The organism is Silvimonas sp. JCM 19000 (assembly GCF_054652575.1).
On the sequence record NZ_BAAIHC010000004.1, the window covers coordinates 171,825 to 187,554 of the forward strand.

At 59.4% G+C, this 15,730-nt stretch carries 14 protein-coding genes; 9 read left to right on the top strand and 5 right to left on the bottom strand.

Features of this window, described 5'->3' with window-relative positions:
• Positions 1 to 142 precede the first annotated feature (142 nt).
• Positions 143 to 790, top strand: a complete 648-nt coding sequence (locus ACYQ1A_RS05870; RefSeq protein ID WP_062221407.1) for a TetR/AcrR family transcriptional regulator — start codon at positions 143 to 145, stop codon at positions 788 to 790.
• 125 nt (positions 791 to 915) lie between these two features.
• On the opposite strand, the gene ACYQ1A_RS05875 is transcribed toward ACYQ1A_RS05870, so the two are convergent.
• Positions 916 to 2,040: a hypothetical protein gene (locus tag ACYQ1A_RS05875; protein WP_499360964.1), complete on the bottom strand. Its 1,125-nt coding sequence runs from the start codon at positions 2,038 to 2,040 to the stop codon at positions 916 to 918.
• Between the two features lie 278 nt (positions 2,041 to 2,318).
• Here ACYQ1A_RS05875 and ACYQ1A_RS05880 point away from each other — a divergent pair, with 278 nt between their 5' ends.
• The 5 genes from ACYQ1A_RS05880 (at position 2,319) to ACYQ1A_RS05900 (ending at position 5,781) form a co-directional block, all read left to right on the top strand.
• Positions 2,319 to 2,768 carry a PTS sugar transporter subunit IIA gene (locus ACYQ1A_RS05880; RefSeq protein WP_499360965.1) on the top strand — a complete coding sequence of 150 codons (450 nt, stop codon included), beginning with the start codon at positions 2,319 to 2,321 and terminating at the stop codon, positions 2,766 to 2,768.
• Between the two features lie 20 nt (positions 2,769 to 2,788).
• Positions 2,789 to 3,055: a PTS sugar transporter subunit IIB gene (locus tag ACYQ1A_RS05885; protein ID WP_499360967.1), complete on the top strand. Its 267-nt coding sequence runs from the start codon at positions 2,789 to 2,791 to the stop codon at positions 3,053 to 3,055.
• An 80-nt stretch (positions 3,056 to 3,135) separates the two neighbouring features.
• Complete coding sequence (ulaA, locus tag ACYQ1A_RS05890; RefSeq protein ID WP_499360969.1) at positions 3,136 to 4,392, top strand: PTS ascorbate transporter subunit IIC; 1,257 nt, start codon at positions 3,136 to 3,138, stop codon at positions 4,390 to 4,392.
• 228 nt (positions 4,393 to 4,620) lie between these two features.
• The gene (locus ACYQ1A_RS05895; protein ID WP_499360970.1) at positions 4,621 to 5,178 is read left to right on the top strand and encodes a hemerythrin domain-containing protein; all 558 of its coding nucleotides are present in this window, start codon (positions 4,621 to 4,623) and stop codon (positions 5,176 to 5,178) included.
• A 51-nt stretch (positions 5,179 to 5,229) separates the two neighbouring features.
• Complete coding sequence (locus tag ACYQ1A_RS05900; RefSeq protein ID WP_499360971.1) at positions 5,230 to 5,781, top strand: type 1 glutamine amidotransferase domain-containing protein; 552 nt, start codon at positions 5,230 to 5,232, stop codon at positions 5,779 to 5,781.
• A gap of 149 nt (positions 5,782 to 5,930) precedes the next feature.
• On the opposite strand, the gene ACYQ1A_RS05905 is transcribed toward ACYQ1A_RS05900, so the two are convergent.
• Positions 5,931 to 6,734 carry a substrate-binding periplasmic protein gene (locus ACYQ1A_RS05905; protein ID WP_499360972.1) on the bottom strand — a complete coding sequence of 268 codons (804 nt, stop codon included), beginning with the start codon at positions 6,732 to 6,734 and terminating at the stop codon, positions 5,931 to 5,933.
• A 205-nt stretch (positions 6,735 to 6,939) separates the two neighbouring features.
• On the opposite strand from ACYQ1A_RS05905, the gene map reads away from it, so the two are divergent.
• Positions 6,940 to 7,707, top strand: a complete 768-nt coding sequence (gene map, locus ACYQ1A_RS05910) for a type I methionyl aminopeptidase (protein ID WP_062221386.1) — start codon at positions 6,940 to 6,942, stop codon at positions 7,705 to 7,707.
• Positions 7,708 to 7,721: 14 nt separating this feature from the next.
• On the top strand, positions 7,722 to 9,107 hold the full coding sequence (dbpA, locus tag ACYQ1A_RS05915; protein ID WP_499360974.1) for an ATP-dependent RNA helicase DbpA: 1,386 nt from the start codon (positions 7,722 to 7,724) through the stop codon (positions 9,105 to 9,107).
• A 157-nt stretch (positions 9,108 to 9,264) separates the two neighbouring features.
• Here the strand turns inward: dbpA and ACYQ1A_RS05920 are convergent, their stop codons facing one another.
• From ACYQ1A_RS05920 to ACYQ1A_RS05930, 3 genes are all read right to left on the bottom strand, one after another.
• The gene (locus ACYQ1A_RS05920) at positions 9,265 to 11,439 is read right to left on the bottom strand and encodes a response regulator (protein ID WP_499360975.1); all 2,175 of its coding nucleotides are present in this window, start codon (positions 11,437 to 11,439) and stop codon (positions 9,265 to 9,267) included.
• 179 nt (positions 11,440 to 11,618) lie between these two features.
• Positions 11,619 to 11,807: a hypothetical protein gene (locus ACYQ1A_RS05925; protein ID WP_499360976.1), complete on the bottom strand. Its 189-nt coding sequence runs from the start codon at positions 11,805 to 11,807 to the stop codon at positions 11,619 to 11,621.
• Between the two features lie 189 nt (positions 11,808 to 11,996).
• Positions 11,997 to 13,334, bottom strand: a complete 1,338-nt coding sequence (locus ACYQ1A_RS05930) for a cytochrome-c peroxidase (RefSeq protein WP_499360977.1) — start codon at positions 13,332 to 13,334, stop codon at positions 11,997 to 11,999.
• 194 nt (positions 13,335 to 13,528) lie between these two features.
• On the opposite strand from ACYQ1A_RS05930, the gene acpA reads away from it, so the two are divergent.
• A complete protein-coding gene (acpA, locus tag ACYQ1A_RS05935) occupies positions 13,529 to 15,658 on the top strand; it encodes an acid phosphatase (protein ID WP_499360978.1) in 2,130 nt (709 codons plus the stop codon).
• Positions 15,659 to 15,730: the final 72 nt, after the last annotated feature.

Consider the following 15,730-nt stretch of genomic DNA (forward strand, 5'->3'; position numbering starts at 1 on the left):
TACGTACAGCGTTGTATTCAAATCAGCAGCCCTTCATGCTGCAGGGCGGCACGCTTACAACAGCGGCCGGTTGTCGCTTGCAGCGCGCCGTTGGTTTGCCGGTAGAATACAGCGCCCCCTTTGTCTGTTATGGAAAACCCCTATGCCATCTGCTTCAGCAGTATCAGCAGTGCGCGCCAATCCAGTAGCCGCTTTGCTGGACAGCGCAGAAGACGTTTTCGCCACGCGCGGCCTGGAAGGCGCCACCACCGGCCTGATCGCCGAACGTGCTGGCGTGCCCAAAGCCACGCTGCATTACCATTTCCGGACCAAAGAAGTGCTGTACAAACACGTGCTGCAAGATGTGTTCCAGGAATGGCTGCAAGCGTCGGACAGTTTTAATGAGACGGACGATCCGGCCGAAGCCATTGCCGGTTATGTGCGGACCAAGATGGAACTGGCACGGCGGCGCCCCAAAGGTTCCAAGATCTGGGCCCTCGAAATGATCGCGGGTGCACCGCATTTGCGCGAAATGATGTTGCAAGAAGTCAAACCGTGGTTTCAGGCGCGCGTAGCCCGTATCGAGCAATGGGTGGCGGCCGGTCGTATTGCCCCGGTGCATGGCGAGACCCTGATGTTCATGATCTGGGCGACCACGCAGCATTACGCGGACTTTGAAACCCAGATCCGCATGGTGACCGACACCTCGCGTCTGACCAAAGCGTGGTTTGAACGCGCTACCGAAGAAGTGACTGCATTGGTGTTGCGCAGCGTGGGCCTGGAAGCCGCCGCTGTCTCTGACGCCGCCTGACGCGCCGCCCCGAGGTCACCCCTCAGCGCGAGCCGCGGTAGCGGGTTGGTTGATCCTGACCTGCCATCGCAGTCCCCCAATCTGCCGGTTGATCGCCGCCAGAGGCTGGTATCAGCGCCACATGGCTAGGCCGATGCGTGCAAGTTGCTGCCGCCCGCCGCCAATGCCACTGCCAGATGTGGATCAATAATCTGGTAACGCCCGGTACTGTCCTGGGCCAGCACGCGGTTACGGATCAGCTTTTTCAGGCTGCTCTGAATTTGCGAAGTCGAAACTTGCGCCACGCCGGTTTGCGCGGCCAGCAGGGTGCGCATTTCGCCGCTGTAAAACCCGGTTTGCCCCTGCGCTACCTGCGCCAGCAACAGCCGATCCAGTCGGCTCATTTCGTCCCACGACAACACCGAAACGCGATGCCGTTGCAGCCGCGCCAATTGCGTTTGCAAGGCCTCCGCCGGTGAGCGTTCCGGATTGAGCACCAGGTCTTCGACCAGCGCGCGAAAGTAATACGGAATGCGCTGCAAACGCTGGAATGCATCCAGCAGAATGCCCTCATCGGCCTGGCCCCAGGTAATGCCTTGATACGGGCTGCCCAGCTTGCCGAACAACGAGTCGTTTTGCCGTTTGCTCTGCGTCAGCTGTTGATATTGCTGGGCCAGATGCAGCACAAACCCGTCGCCGATATCCGGCAAGGCCAGAATGGTGCTGTGTTGTTGTAGCAGCGCGGGCAGACCTTGTTGGCCGCTTTGCGTGGTTGCGCTCATGATCAGCCGCGCCTGGCCGCTGGTGCTGGCAAATGCAGACAGGATTTCGCGCAGCAGGGCCTCGCCTTGTGGCAGCTGCAGCACCCGGTCCACGTCATCCAGCAACAACAGCGAGCGTTTTTTTTCGCCCCGCAATTGCGCCAGTTCGCCCACCAGCCGTGCGGCCAGCCCCTGGCGTGCAGTGCTGCGCTGTCCGCTAAGGCGGGCGAATTGCTGCATCAACCATTTCTCGCCGGCGGCAAAGTCCGAAATTGCTTCTTCCAGCCGGCGCTGCAGCACGCGCGGCGAGACCGATGCGCAGCTGAAATAGCGCACGCGCCAGCCGCTGTTTTCGGCCTGCGGCAGCACGTCTTGCTGCATGAATTCGGATTTGCCCATCTGGCGCGGGGCGATCACCGTAACGGCTTGCGACAGCCCGGCCTGCAAGGCGGCAAGGGGGATTTGGGCGAGATCGCTGCGGGCAAAATGCCAACTGATGGCGGCAGGCATTCAAATTTCTCGTTTATGCATGAGTGCATAATTATGCACCGAAAGAATACTAGATATAAGTCCGCATAAGCGCGGGCAGGCAAACGCGGCGCGCTACATTTTTATAAAAATAGCTGCATTAAATCAGTCAGATAAAAATATCCAGTATGTATCTGCCCGCTGCCGAAAAATTTTATGCCAGCGGCTGAATTTTCTTTGCCTTATGGGTAATTTTCCAATTTATGCGTTTTCGAGCGGCGAGGAACATGCATCCACGCCATCCACCGCAAGGAAACGCAATGCTTACCGAAATTATGCCCGCCGACAGCATCCGCTTTGCCGAAGGCTTTACCGACTGGCGTGAAGCGGTGCGCGTCTCGTGCCAGCCATTGCTGGAACGCGGCGCCATCGAAGCGACTTATATCGACGCGATTATCGAAAACGTCGAAAAAATCGGCCCGTATATCGTGATCTCACCCGATGTGGCCATTCCGCATGCCCGACCTGAGGCGGGCGCACGTGCCATCGCAATGGCACTACTTAAGACCACCACGCCGGTGCAGTTCAGCGCCGACCCCGATCACCATGCCCGCTTGCTGTTTGCCTTTTCCGCCACCGACAACCACAGCCACCAACGTGCTTTGCGCCAGCTGGCGCGCTTGATCATGGACGAGGCGCGCTTTGCCCAATTGCAAGCCGCAACCAGCGCCGCCGCCATTCTTGAACTGATCGCCTCACAACCCGAATAAAAACCCCAAGGAATACCGCAATGAAAATCCTGATCGTATGTGGCAATGGTCTTGGCAGCAGCCTGATGCTGGAAATGGCCGTCAAAGACGTGCTGAAAGAACTGAAGAGCGATGCGCAAGTAGGGCACGCCGATCTGTTTACCGCCAAGGCGGAAACGGCTGATCTGTTTCTGGGCGCCAAAGAAATCATCGACAACCTGAACGACGGCAGCCGCAAGGTGGCCTCGGTTAAAAACATCATGGACAAGGTTGAGATCAAAGCGGTGCTGGCGCCTTTCCTGAGCTAATTCGTCCGTCGTACGGCTGCTGCAAGGCGGCCCGGCCTGGCCGGTGCCGCCACCTCAAGCTTTATCGGAGTCAGACCATAATGATCAAATTCATCCTCGATATTCTTTCTGATCCAGCCATCCTGATCGGGATCTTTGCGCTGCTGGGTTTGTTGCTGCAACGGGCCAAGGTGTCCGATGTGGTGGCGGGCACCATCAAGACCATACTGGGCTTTGTGATTCTGGGCGCCGGCGCACAGATTCTGGTTGGCTCGCTTGATATCTTCCGCCAGATCTTTGACCACGCCTTTGGCCTTAAAGGCACCATCCCCAATAACGAAGCCATCGTGGCGCTGTCGATGAAGCAATTCGGCTCGCAAACCGCCTATGTGATGATCCTGGGCATGCTGGTCAACCTGCTGCTGGCGCGCTTTACGCCGCTCAAATACATTTTTCTGACTGGCCATCACACTTTGTTCATGGCGTGCTTGCTGGTGGCGGTCATGAGCGCCGGGGGCATGACCGGGCTGCCGCTGGTGTTGGTAGGCGGCGCCATGCTGGGCGCGCTGATGGTGATCATGCCGGCGTTGACGCAGCCATTTACCCGCAAGGTCACCGGTAGCGACAGCTTTGCGCTGGGCCATTTTGGTTCGTTTGGCTATATCGCCGCCGCGCTGGTGGGCAAGGTCATCGGCAAAAAAGGCCGCAGCACCGAAGACATCAAAGTGCCGGAATCGCTGCGCTTTTTGCGTGATACCTCGATCTCGATGGCGCTGACCATGGGCATCCTGTTTATCGTGGTATCGCTGGTGGCGGGGCCGACCTTTATCGAAGCCAATCTGTCGGCCGGCGTTAACTTCCTGGTGTTCTCGATCAAACAAGCGCTGGTGTTCTCGGCCGGTGTCTACATCATTCTGGCGGGCGTGCGTTTGCTGATTGCTGAAATCGTGCCCGCCTTCAAAGGCATCTCGGACAAACTCATCCCCAACGCCAAACCAGCGCTGGATTGCCCGGCCGTGTTTCCGTTTGCACCTAACGCCGTGGTGATCGGCTTTATGTCGAGCTTTGTCGGGGGCCTGGTGGCAATGTTTATTACCCCGGCGTTTGGCCTGGCGGTGATTGTGCCAGGGTTGATTCCGCACTTCTTTACCGGCGCCACGGCAGGCGTCTATGGCAATGCCACCGGTGGCCTGCGTGGCGCGGTGCTGGGCGCCTTTGTTAACGGCATCCTGATCAGCTTCTTGCCTGCCGTGTTGCTCACTTGCCTGGGTGCCATCGGCTTTGCCGGTACTACCTTTGGCGATACCGATTTCAGTGTGGTGGGCATCTTGATGTCTTTTGTGATGCGCGCGCACTGATCACTGCGCAATCCGTAGTAGCCCTTCAGAGCCGGCCTTGTGCCGGCTTTTTTTTGCCCGCTGTCTGGCGCGCCCAGGCGGGGACGGCGTCGGGCCGCCGCGCGGGGCTACAGCGCTGACTCACGTCGTCTTACTCCCGAATCGCTGGCGCGCCGATAATTTGCGCGCCACGGCGGCACTAGCATGGTCAGCGTCCAACACTGTCCGTCTATGCAACCGGAGGCCATCATGGCACAGCTCCCTCAAGCCGCACCCGAACCCCGCAGCGGCCCTGCCGCGCGTGTATTGGCCGTGCGCAAAGACGCCGCCACCAGTTTGTTGCTGGAAGACCATCTCAAGATCAAGAAGCTGTTCAAGCAGTTTGGCCAGGCCCGTTCGGCGGGCAGCACGGCACTCAAAAAGCAACTGGTGCAGCAGGTGTGTGCCGAGTTGCGCATCCACACCCGGATTGAAGAAGAGATGTTTTACCCGGCCGTGCGCCGCGCTTCGGGTGATCCCGACATGGTGTATGAAGCCGTAGTCGAGCATGCCAGCGCATCGGCCTTGATCCACCAGCTGGAAAACATGCCTGCCGATGACCCGATGTTCGACGCGCGAGTCAGCGTACTGAGCGAATACGTGTTGCATCACATCAAGCAAGAAGAAGCCGAGATGTTTCCGGCGGCGCGCAAAGCGCTGGCTGGCGAGCTGGATGGCCTGGGCCAGCAAATGGCCGCGCGCAAAACCGAGCTGATGCAAGAAGCAGGGATCGCGCTTGAACCGCATGTACATCCGCGCACGCATTAACCCGCATTCATTCCAGTAAAACCCCGCTTTAAATCAACCAAGGAGTTCGAGATGACTGCAGCCGCAACTTTGCAAGGCGTCAAAGTGGCCATATTGGTGGCCGATCTGTTTGAACAAGCCGAACTGGCCGAACCACGCAAGGCGCTGGAAGCCGCCGGCGCCCAAACGGTGGTGGTCTCGCCCAAAAGCGGCGAAGTGCACGGGCTTAACCATGTGGAACCCGGTGATACCTTCAAGGTGGATCTGAGTTTGTCTGACGCCAACGCGGCCGATTTTGACGCGCTGCTGTTGCCCGGTGGCGTGGTGAACGCCGATGCGCTGCGCACCGATCCCAAGGCTCAGGAATTTGCCCGACAGATTGATCGTAATGGCAAGCCGATTGCGGTCATCTGCCATGGCGGCTGGTTGCTGGTTTCGGCTGGCCTGGCCTCCGGGCATACGCTAACCAGCTGGCCGTCCTTGCAAGACGACATCAAGAACGCAGGCGGCACCTGGGTGGATCGCGAAGTGGTGGAAGACGGCAACTGGATTAGCAGCCGCAAACCGGACGACATCCCGGCATTCAACCGCGTGTTGCTGGAACGGCTGGCGCGTCTGCATTAAGCAAGCGGGCAGGTGACGCATCCCGTTGACCTGCCACCGCGCATAGGGTGGGTCAAGACCCACCACCCAAAGTGGCATGCCAGGCTCGCAATGTTTGATTGATGGCTTTGGCGGGTGGGTCTTGACCCATCCTATGCGGTTTCCGCGCTTTATACGCCCGCTTCGCTGATCCAGCGCGCCAGCGAGCCGTCTTTCTTCAGCGCTTCCAGCCCCTGGTTAAACGCATTCACCAGTTCGTCGTGGTTTCTGGCGTTGCGCGAGAACGCCACATACAGCGGCATGACCGAGACGGCGGGCTCCATCCACACCAGCTGGTTTTTAAGCTGCGGCAGGCTGTTGTTGAGCAAACCCTGCGCCACGCCTTTTTCGATCAGCACAAACTGCACGCGTTTGCCCGCCAGCTTGCGCAGATTGGTTTCGTCGTCGCTGGCTTCTTCGGTATGTAACCGCGCTTCTTCAAACGCTGGCGGATTGGCATAGCCGCGTACGGTGCCAATGCTGTAGCCACGCAGCTCGCTTAGCGTGGCAAACGTCACCGGATTATCGATGCGCTTGAAAAAGCCGATTTTGGTGCTGGTCAACGGGTTGGAATACTGCAGCGTGCTGGCGCGTTCGGCGGCAAACCATACCCCCGCAATGCCATCGACCGTGCCTGCCTTGGTCAAATCCAGCGCGCGTGCCCACGGCAGAAAGGTGGTTTTGACTTCGTAGCCGCTGCGGTTCATGGCGGCGGTGGCAATGCGGATCACCAGGCCCTGGCCTGGCGCGCGTTCGCTCATATAAGGCGGATATTCAGTGGTCACAAGCTGTATGCTGCGGCTGGCCGTGGCGCTGGCAGTGGCTGCCATGGTGCAGGGCGTGACAGCGCCCAGCACGGCAAGCAGCACCGCTGCCCGCGCGCGGCCACGGCTTGGCGTGCGGGTTAAAAGGCCAGTAGAAACGGGCTTGCGCATCGGTCTTCTCCCTGTTGCACGGCGTGACCGTATTGTCCGGCTTAATCATATGGCATAAAAAACCGGTTGCGCGCAATTCAGGTGGCGGGTGTGGCGCCTGCGCCCAAAGCGCCGTCTGCAGTCCGACCGGCGCGGGCAATCCGCGATGCATAAATTGCCTTAACGCGGGATAATCGCGGCTGCCCCCGCGCTTTAAGGACTATGAATGGCTATCACGATCAAGACGCCCGAGCAGATTGCCGCCATGCGCGTCGCCGGCCAGATGGCGGCCGAAGTGCTCGAGATGATCTCGGAATACGTGCAACCGGGAGTGTCGACTGAAGAACTCGACCGCCGTTGTTTTGAATACATCACCAAAACCCAGAAAGCCACGCCCGCCAATGTGGGCTACCACGGCTTTCCTAAAACCCTGTGCACCTCGATCAATAGCGTGGTTTGCCATGGCATACCCAGCCCGCGTGAAATCTTGCGCGATGGCGATATTGTTAATATCGACGTCACCGTCATCAAGAATGGCTGGCATGGCGATACCAGCCGCATGTTCTACGCCGGTACGCCGTCGCCCGAGGCGCAGCGTCTGAGCGACGTCACCTTTGAAGCGATGATGGCGGGTATCAACGCCGTCAAAGCGGGCGCCACGCTCGGTGATGTCGGTTATGCCATCCAGACCCTGGCCGAAGCTGCGGGCTATTCGGTGGTGCGGGATTATTGCGGGCACGGCATCGGCCGCGTGTATCACGAAGAACCGCAGGTGCTGCATTACGGCCGTCCCGGCGCCGGTTTGCGCTTGCGCGCCGGCATGACGTTTACGGTCGAGCCGATGATCAACGCCGGCGGTGCCAGCGTGCGCGGCTTGCCGGATGGCTGGACCGTGGTGACGCGCGACGGCTCGCTGAGCGCGCAATGGGAACACATGATTGCCGTCACTGAAGACGGCTTTGAAATTTTGACCCCCTGGCCGTCCGCGGCCTGATATCGAGTATCAAGTTGAACGCTAAAACCGCATTTTCCTCGTTGCCGCTCGACGCGGCCCAGCTCTCCAATCTGGAAAGCCTGGAATACCACGAGATGACGCCGATCCAGGCCAAAGCCCTGCCGCTGATCCTGGAGCGCAAGGATGTGATCGCGCAGGCCAAAACCGGTAGCGGCAAGACCGCCGCGTTTGGCCTGGGCATTTTGCATAATCTGAACCCGAAGCTGTTTGCCATCCAGGCCATGGTGCTGTGCCCGACGCGCGAACTGGCCGATCAGGTGGCCAAATCGCTGCGCCAGCTGGCGCGGCATATGGACAACATCAAGATCATCACGCTGTGTGGTGGCACGCCGATGGGGCCGCAGATTGGTTCGCTGGAGCATGGCGCACACATTATTGTCGGCACGCCGGGCCGTCTGCATGACCATCTGTACCGCGAAACGCTGGACTTGCGCCGTCTGAATACGCTGGTGCTGGATGAAGCCGATCGCATGATCGATATGGGCTTTTACGATGAAGTGATCAATATCGTGCAGCAGTGCCCGGAACGGCGGCAGACGCTGCTGTTCTCGGCCACCTATACCGAAGACGTGCGCAAGCAAAGCGCGGCGTTTTTGCGCAATCCGGTCGAAGTTAAAGTTGAAGCGCAGCACGACAACAGCCGCATCGAACAACGTTTTTACGAAGTCGAGCACACCGCACGCAACGCGGCCGCGGCGCAGCTGATCAAGCATTTCCGGCCGGAATCAACGTTGGCCTTCTGCAATACCAAAATTCATTGCCGCGAACTGGCTGAGCAATTACGCGATGCCGGGCTGTCGGCCGAAGCGCTGTATGGCGATATGGAACAGCGCGATCGTGACGAGATTCTGGTGCGCTTTGCCAACCGCAGCATTTCGGTGCTGGTTGCGACCGACGTCGCGGCACGCGGGCTGGATATCGCATCGCTGGATATGGTGCTGAACGTTGATGTGTCGAAAGACAGCGAAATCCACGTGCACCGCATCGGCCGCACCGGTCGCGGCAGCGCGCGGGGCCTGGCGGTTACGCTGGCGGCGCCGAACGAGCAGAAGTGGGTCAAGCTGATCGAGGATTATCAGCACGGTTTGAAGGCGCAATGGTTCAAGCTGAGCGAAGCCACCATCGCCAACGACGGCCCGCTGTTACCGCCGATGTCCACGCTGGTGATTGCCGCTGGCCGCAAAGACAAAATCCGCCCCGGCGATATTCTGGGGGCGCTGACCGGGGATGCGGGCTTCAAGGGCGAGCAGGTGGGCAAGATCAATGTGTTTGATTTTTCCACCTACGTCGCCGTGGACCGCCGTATCGCGCATCAAGCCGAAACCCGCCTGGCCAATACCAATATCAAAGGCCGTAAATACAAATTGCGGCTGATCTGAGCCGCGCGCCGCGCATAGGGTGGGTCTGGACCCACCAATCAAAGCCGCTGCTCAATGCTGCGGTCGTGGCAGACGGCTTTGGACGGTGGGTCTAGACCCACCCTATGCGGCGCCGCTGGCATCAAGCGGGCAGTCCCGTTTACTTCCGTCCAAGGGCTTACAGATTTGCGCTGCGGGCCAGTGCTTCGTGCAGCGCCAGATTCAGTTTTTCTTCGCTGAATGGTTTGGCCAGCACGTTGATGCGGGCTTTCAGCGCGCGCTGCAGTTCTTCGGCGTAGCCCGTCATCAGCAGCACGGGCAGATGCGGCCATGCCACTTTGATGGCTTCGGCCAGATCGATGCCGTTGATTTCGCCGGGCATATGAATATCCGACAGCACCACATCCAGCAGCGCATCGCGTTGCAGCGCTTCCAATGCCTCGGCGGCGCTGGCTACGCGGCTGACCACGTGGCCATCGGTATCCAGCATGGCGGCGATGCCGGCGGCGACTTCATCGTTATCTTCCACCAGCAAGATCCGCAGCGGGATCGAACTGCGGGTGGCCTGGGCGCGCAGCTCACTGGCCTTGACCGCTTCGGGCTGGGCGCGCGGCAGATAGAGATTAACGCTGGTGCCGCCGTTGAGCTTGCTTTCCACATTAACCAGGCCGCCAGATTGTTCGCAGAAAGCAAACACTTGCGCCAGGCCCAGGCCGGTGCCCTGGCCTTCCGCCTTGGTGGTAAACAACGGTTCAAACACGCGTTCGCGCACCGATTCCGGCATGCCGGGGCCGTTATCCGCCAGCGTCAGGCGCACAAATTCGCCGGAGCGCCCGGGGCCGCCGGCCGGCAGCACGATGTTTTCGGCCCACACGGTAAACACGCCACCATAAGGCATGGCATCCCGCGCATTGACTGCGATATTGATCAGCGCCACTTGCAGCTCGCTCGGGTCAACTTTAACCGGCCACACGCTGTCGTCCAGCGCAATGCGCAGCTCGACTTTTTCGCTTAGCGCCGAGCGCAGCAGTTGTTCGGCCAGTTGAATCTGGCGCGGCAACACCACGATTTCGGCCTGCAAGGGAAAGCGGCGGCTAACTGTCAGCAACTGGCGCGTCAGCGATTCGCCCGTTTGCAGTGCGCGTTCGATCGCGTCGATATAGCGGTTTTCTTCGGTCAGATGGCGACGGCGCAGAATTTGCACATTGGCCGACACCACCATCAGCAGATTATTAAAATCGTGCGACACGCTGCCCATCAGCTTGCCGAGGGCTTCCATCTTGCGCGATTCGCGCCAGGCCGCTTCCATGGCGTGGCGCGCGGTGGCCTCGGTCAGCCAGCGTTGCCAGGCATCTTCTTCGCGCGAGAGCTGGCGCAAGGAATAGACAATGACGGCCCACAAGGCGGCGCAGGGCAGGATGAAGATCAGGCTGAAGCCCGCCATCTGCCTTAGCCAGGCCACGTATAGATCATGCTCGGGGTAGGCCGAGATCACATAGCCGCCGTGCGCTTCCACGCGGCGATAGGCAAAGAATTTCCATTTGCCATCCAGCGCAGAGCGCGCTTCGAGCGTGCCAGCCTGCGGCGCGTTTTGATAAGCAGTGGCAAATTGCAGCGATGAGTTAAAGCGCATGCCCACGCGATCGCTGTGCGGATAGATGGCCAGCAGGGTGCCGTCGCTGCGGGTCAGGGCGATGGATTGGCCGGGCAGGTCGCCGGCAAGTTCGGCGTAGAACTTCTGAAAATAATCCGGGCTGAGCGAAATCAGCACCATGCCCGCAAAGCGGCCGTCACTTTTGCGCCAGGCCACGCTGTCGTTAAAAATGGGTTTGGGTGTGGCGCGCGCGATCATCACATCCGACAAACGCCCGCCCACGCCGGCGCGGACATCCTGAAAATCCTTGCGGTCGGCAATATTGAGCGGCTTGACCGGATAAACCCGGCTGCTGACCAGCACCGTGCCTTGAGAATCGATGACGCCGATGGCAAACACTTGCGGCAGATTGGCCGCCATCGGGGCCAGCCGCGCATGCAGTTCGGCTTCGTCGGCTTTGACTTGCGCCTCGCTGCGATCGCCCAGCACTTCGGTCACGCGGTCGGTCAGGGCGGTGTCGAGATCAAAGACTTTATTGGCTTGTTCGGCGGCAACGCCGGTGGCGCGGACCAGGGTGGCTTTGACTTCAGCCTTGCGGTCTTCCAGCGCGCGGTGCGCCACAAAGATAAACAGCAGCAGCGGCAAGATGACGGCAGCCGCCAGCGTTGCCTTGAGCATGCGCCGCAGCAGTTCAAAATTGCGAGGAGGAAGTGCCCGCAGCGGGGTGATTTCCGCCGAGGAGTCGTGCACGCGCGTCATGCTGCGGGAAGGCCTTTTCAGTTCTTGCGATAGACAGCGTCAGAGGCGCCAATTATGCCGGGTCCGACCGGTCGGTTTCTACCGGCAACGCCTTGTGTACAAAATAAACGTGAGCCAATAAAAACCCCGCCGAGGGCGGGGTGGGATGCAGCGCAGCGGCCAGTCTGGCTGGCGGGCGCTTAAAAATCGTAAGTCGAGCCGGCGTTGCGCGCTTCGACCAGATCTTCCAGTTGGCGACGGCGTAAAGTCTTTTGCCGGTTGGCGTTGGAAATCATCTCTTCGGTGGGACCACGACGGCGGGCCGGAGCCGGGCGCGTGGTCATCTGGGCCACTTCTTTTTCAAGCGTTTCGTCTGCGTTCATTGACATCTACCCCTTCCTGGAAACGTTACGCGGGTTAACAAGGTGTACAGCGGGTTGTTGTTAAGTCTTGCCTGAAACGTAATCACAAACCGCAAGAATACCACCATCTGTACAGAAATTTCTGATATTTCCTTGTAACCCTCGAAAAAGCCAACGCGGCCCAGCCGGGCCGCGTTGCTTGCACTGCAGTAGGGCTTACTGCGCTTTGGCGGTGCGGATTTTGCCCCCTTGCTGGATCGGGTCGGTGTAGCCATCGGTCAGCGTTTTCATAAACGCCACCACATCACGAATCTCGGCATCGGTCATCGGCGGCTTGTCACCGCGTTTGTGGTTGAACGGCGCTTCCATATTGATATTGGCGTCATATTGGCGCGGCAAATCATCGTATTTGATGACCTTGCCGTGACTGTCTTTGGCATACCACTTGCCGGGGTTGGTTTCGCGTTCGTTATAGAAATGCACCACTTTTTCCAGATCATTGAATGCACCGTTATGGAAAAACACTTTGCGCGTGGCCACGTTGCGTAAAGACGGGGTGCGGAACAAACCGCAGAATTCATTACGCCCTTTAAGATCAGTACGGTCCGGGCCGCATGCGCCCATATCGTAGAACTTGCTGTTCTGGTTGATGGCGAGCTTCATATTGCGTGGCACGCCGATGGCCAGCAATCCGAAATCACTGAAGTTGGGGAAGATGCCTTCGGGCGTCACAGCGCTGATATGGCAGCTGGCGCAATTGCCTTTTTCTTCGTCGTTGAAGACTTCCAGACCATGCAGTTCTTGCTTGGTCAAGGTGGTCTGGTGGCGCAGGTAGGCGTCATATTTGCTGCTGTAGGGATAAAACTCAGCCGGCGTGTCTTGATAGTTTTCCAGTGCCAGCGTGCTCCACTTGAACAGCTGTTCCGGATTATTGAAAATCTCGTCGCCCAGCATTTTGCGCAGTTGCGCGGCGTAGGGGGCTTTCTGCAATTTAGCGGCCACGTCAGCGGGGGATGCGTTCGCCATCTCATTCACCGCCAGCAGCGGAATTCGCGCCTGCTCGTGCACATTGCGCGCCCGGCCGTCCCAGTTATGCCCGCCGGTGGGGCCGGCATCGACGCTGTCATCGCCATCATCATCAAAGAAGTGTTCAGTAAACGCCGGCACGGTTTGCAGATAACGCAAGGACGGCACCGCGCGCGTGCCTTCCAGCTTGCCGTCGCGGCCGCCCAGTTGCACTTGCAGATTATTGGGCGGACCAAATGCGTGGTCCGGGCTGTGACAGGTGGCGCATGCCATCTTGCCCGAGGCCGACAGCGACGGATCAAAGAACATCAGTTTGCCGATGGCGGCCAGGTCTTTGTAGCCGGGCTGATTCTTGATCGGGGCGTAATCAGAACTCTTCCATGCCGGTTCTTTTTTGCTGACCGGCGCACTGGCCACGGTGGCAGCCAGGCTGTCCTTGCCGCCATATAAAGCACCCAGTGCCAGCAGGGCAGCGCAACTGAAGACGGGAAAAAAGAGCCGGGATTGGGACTTGCTCAGACGGGGCATCGCGGTGGCCTACTTATCAAGAATTATTCTCAAGGCCCGCAGTCTAGGTTTGACACATTACCGACATATGACAAGTTGGCGTAACGCTGACACGTCAGCGACAAAGAAATTGCTCCACGCAACATTTCGCTAACATCGCTGAAACATTGCAATACACATAATGCGCGCACTTCTAACAAGGAGATGTACAAAACATGAAGCGCGCACTTGTCTTTCTGCCCATGGCTGCGGCCATCGCGGGCGCTCTGGTGGCCTGTGGTGAGGGCAACGATGGCGGTACGCCTACGCCCGTGACCAACGGTGTTGTTACCGGCAGCTACTTCCAGAACGCTACGGTTTGTCTTGATGCCAACAATAACGGCGTCTGTGACAGTAATGAAGTTTCCACCAAAACCGATACCTCCGGCGCCTTCAAGCTGGTAGGCACCGGCGCCCTGGTCGCGGTGATCGACACCAGTGCCACCCGTTACGATCCGGACACCAAAGCCAGCACGCCAGTAAGCAGCAAACTGGTGTTCCGCGCCCCGAGCGGCGCCAGCGTGGTCAGCGCATTGACCACCGAAGTGGTAGCGCTGGCCGCAACCAATGGCGGCGATGTAAGCGCTGCGCAAACCACGCTGGCTAACCGCCTGGGCGTGACCGCGGCGCAAGTGATGGAAGATCACAACAAAGAACTCGACGCCAACGTCAAAGCCATCCTCAAGGCCGAGAGCGATCAGGGCATTACGCGCATTGCCACCGCCGTGGCTGCGGGCGGCGATGTGAGCAAGGCGCTGACCAACGCGCTGGCACTCGACCAGATCCAGAACGTGGTGGTGATCTACGCCGAAAACCGCGGCTTCGATAACCTGTATGGCCTGTTCCCGGGCGCTAACGGCATTCCCGGCAAAAACGCGACCGCCACCGGTAGCGTCGCCGCGCAAACCGACTATGACGACAGCGTGCTGCCGAACCTGCCCAAGACCTGGGGCGGCCTGACCGCCGCAGGCCAGAAGGTGACCATCAGTGAATCGATGACGGCCAGTTTCCCCAATGGCATGTTCCAGATTGATGATCCCAAAGGGCTGCTGAGCACCGGCGTGGTGGTTGATCAATCGGTGCTGACGCGCGATCTGGTGCACCGCTTTTATAACAACCAGATGCAGATCAACGGCGGCAAGAACGACAAGTACGCGGCCTATTCGGATGCCGGTGGCCTGAGCATGGGCTACTTTGATGGCAGCAAGATGCAGATGTGGAAGGTGGCACAGAACTACGTGCTGGCCGACAACCTGTATCAAGGTGCTTTTGGCGGTTCGTTCCTGAACCACCAATACCTGATCTGCGCCTGCGCGCCGACCTACCCGAACGCTGAAGACGCCAGCAGCCCGGCCAAAAACTCGATCGCGGCAATTGATGTGGATGCCAATGGCAACTTTGTACGCCTGACTCCGGGTGCCACCGCCTCGACCAGCGCGCTGAACGGCGCCCCGGTGTACAAGCGCGACAGCACGATTACGCCGAAGGACGCGTCGGGCATGTACTACGCCGTCAATACGATGCAGCCGCCGTATCAGCCGTCTGGCCTGGCCCCGGTTTCGACCGACAGCACCCGGTTGTATGCCGATGCGACGCAAGCAACCTACTTGCCGCCGCAAACCCAGACCAATATCGGCGATCTGCTGAACGCCAAAAAAGTCAGCTGGGCGTGGTATGGCGGCGCATGGAAAGACACTCTGGCGCAAGGCGTGGCGGGCCGCGTGTTTGGCAGCCCGATCCCCAACTTCCAGTTCCACCATCAGCCGTTTAACTATTACGCCGAGTTTGATCCGGTGACGCACGCTGCTGACCGCGCTGCCCACCTGAAAGACTTCGACACCGACATGCTGGCGGACATCAAAAACGGCACGCTGCCCGCCGTGGCGTTCTACAAGCCGCAGGGCAACCTGAACCAGCACAACGGCTACGCCAACGTCACTGACGGCGATGCGCACATTGCTGATCTGATTGCCAAGCTGCAAGCCAGCCCGCAATGGAAGCACATGCTGATCATCGTGACTTACGACGAAAACGGCGGCTTCTACGACCACGCCAAAGTGCCGAAGGCTGACCGTTGGGGTCCGGGTACCCGTATTCCGGCCATCATCGTGTCGCCCTACGCCAAAAAAGGCACCGTGGACCACACGCAATACGACACTGCCTCCATCCTGCGCTTTATCACCCACCGTTACTCGCTGCCGGTGCTGCCGGGCCTGACCCAGCGGGATAGCGCGCTGGTGGCTAATGGCAGCCAGCCTATGGGCGACTTTACGGCCGCGCTGGATTTCACCCAGACCGTGCAATAAAGCCTGAGTCAAAACACGTAGTGAACACCCCGGAAGGCGTTAGCCGACCGGGGTTTTTTATTGCGGCCCGGC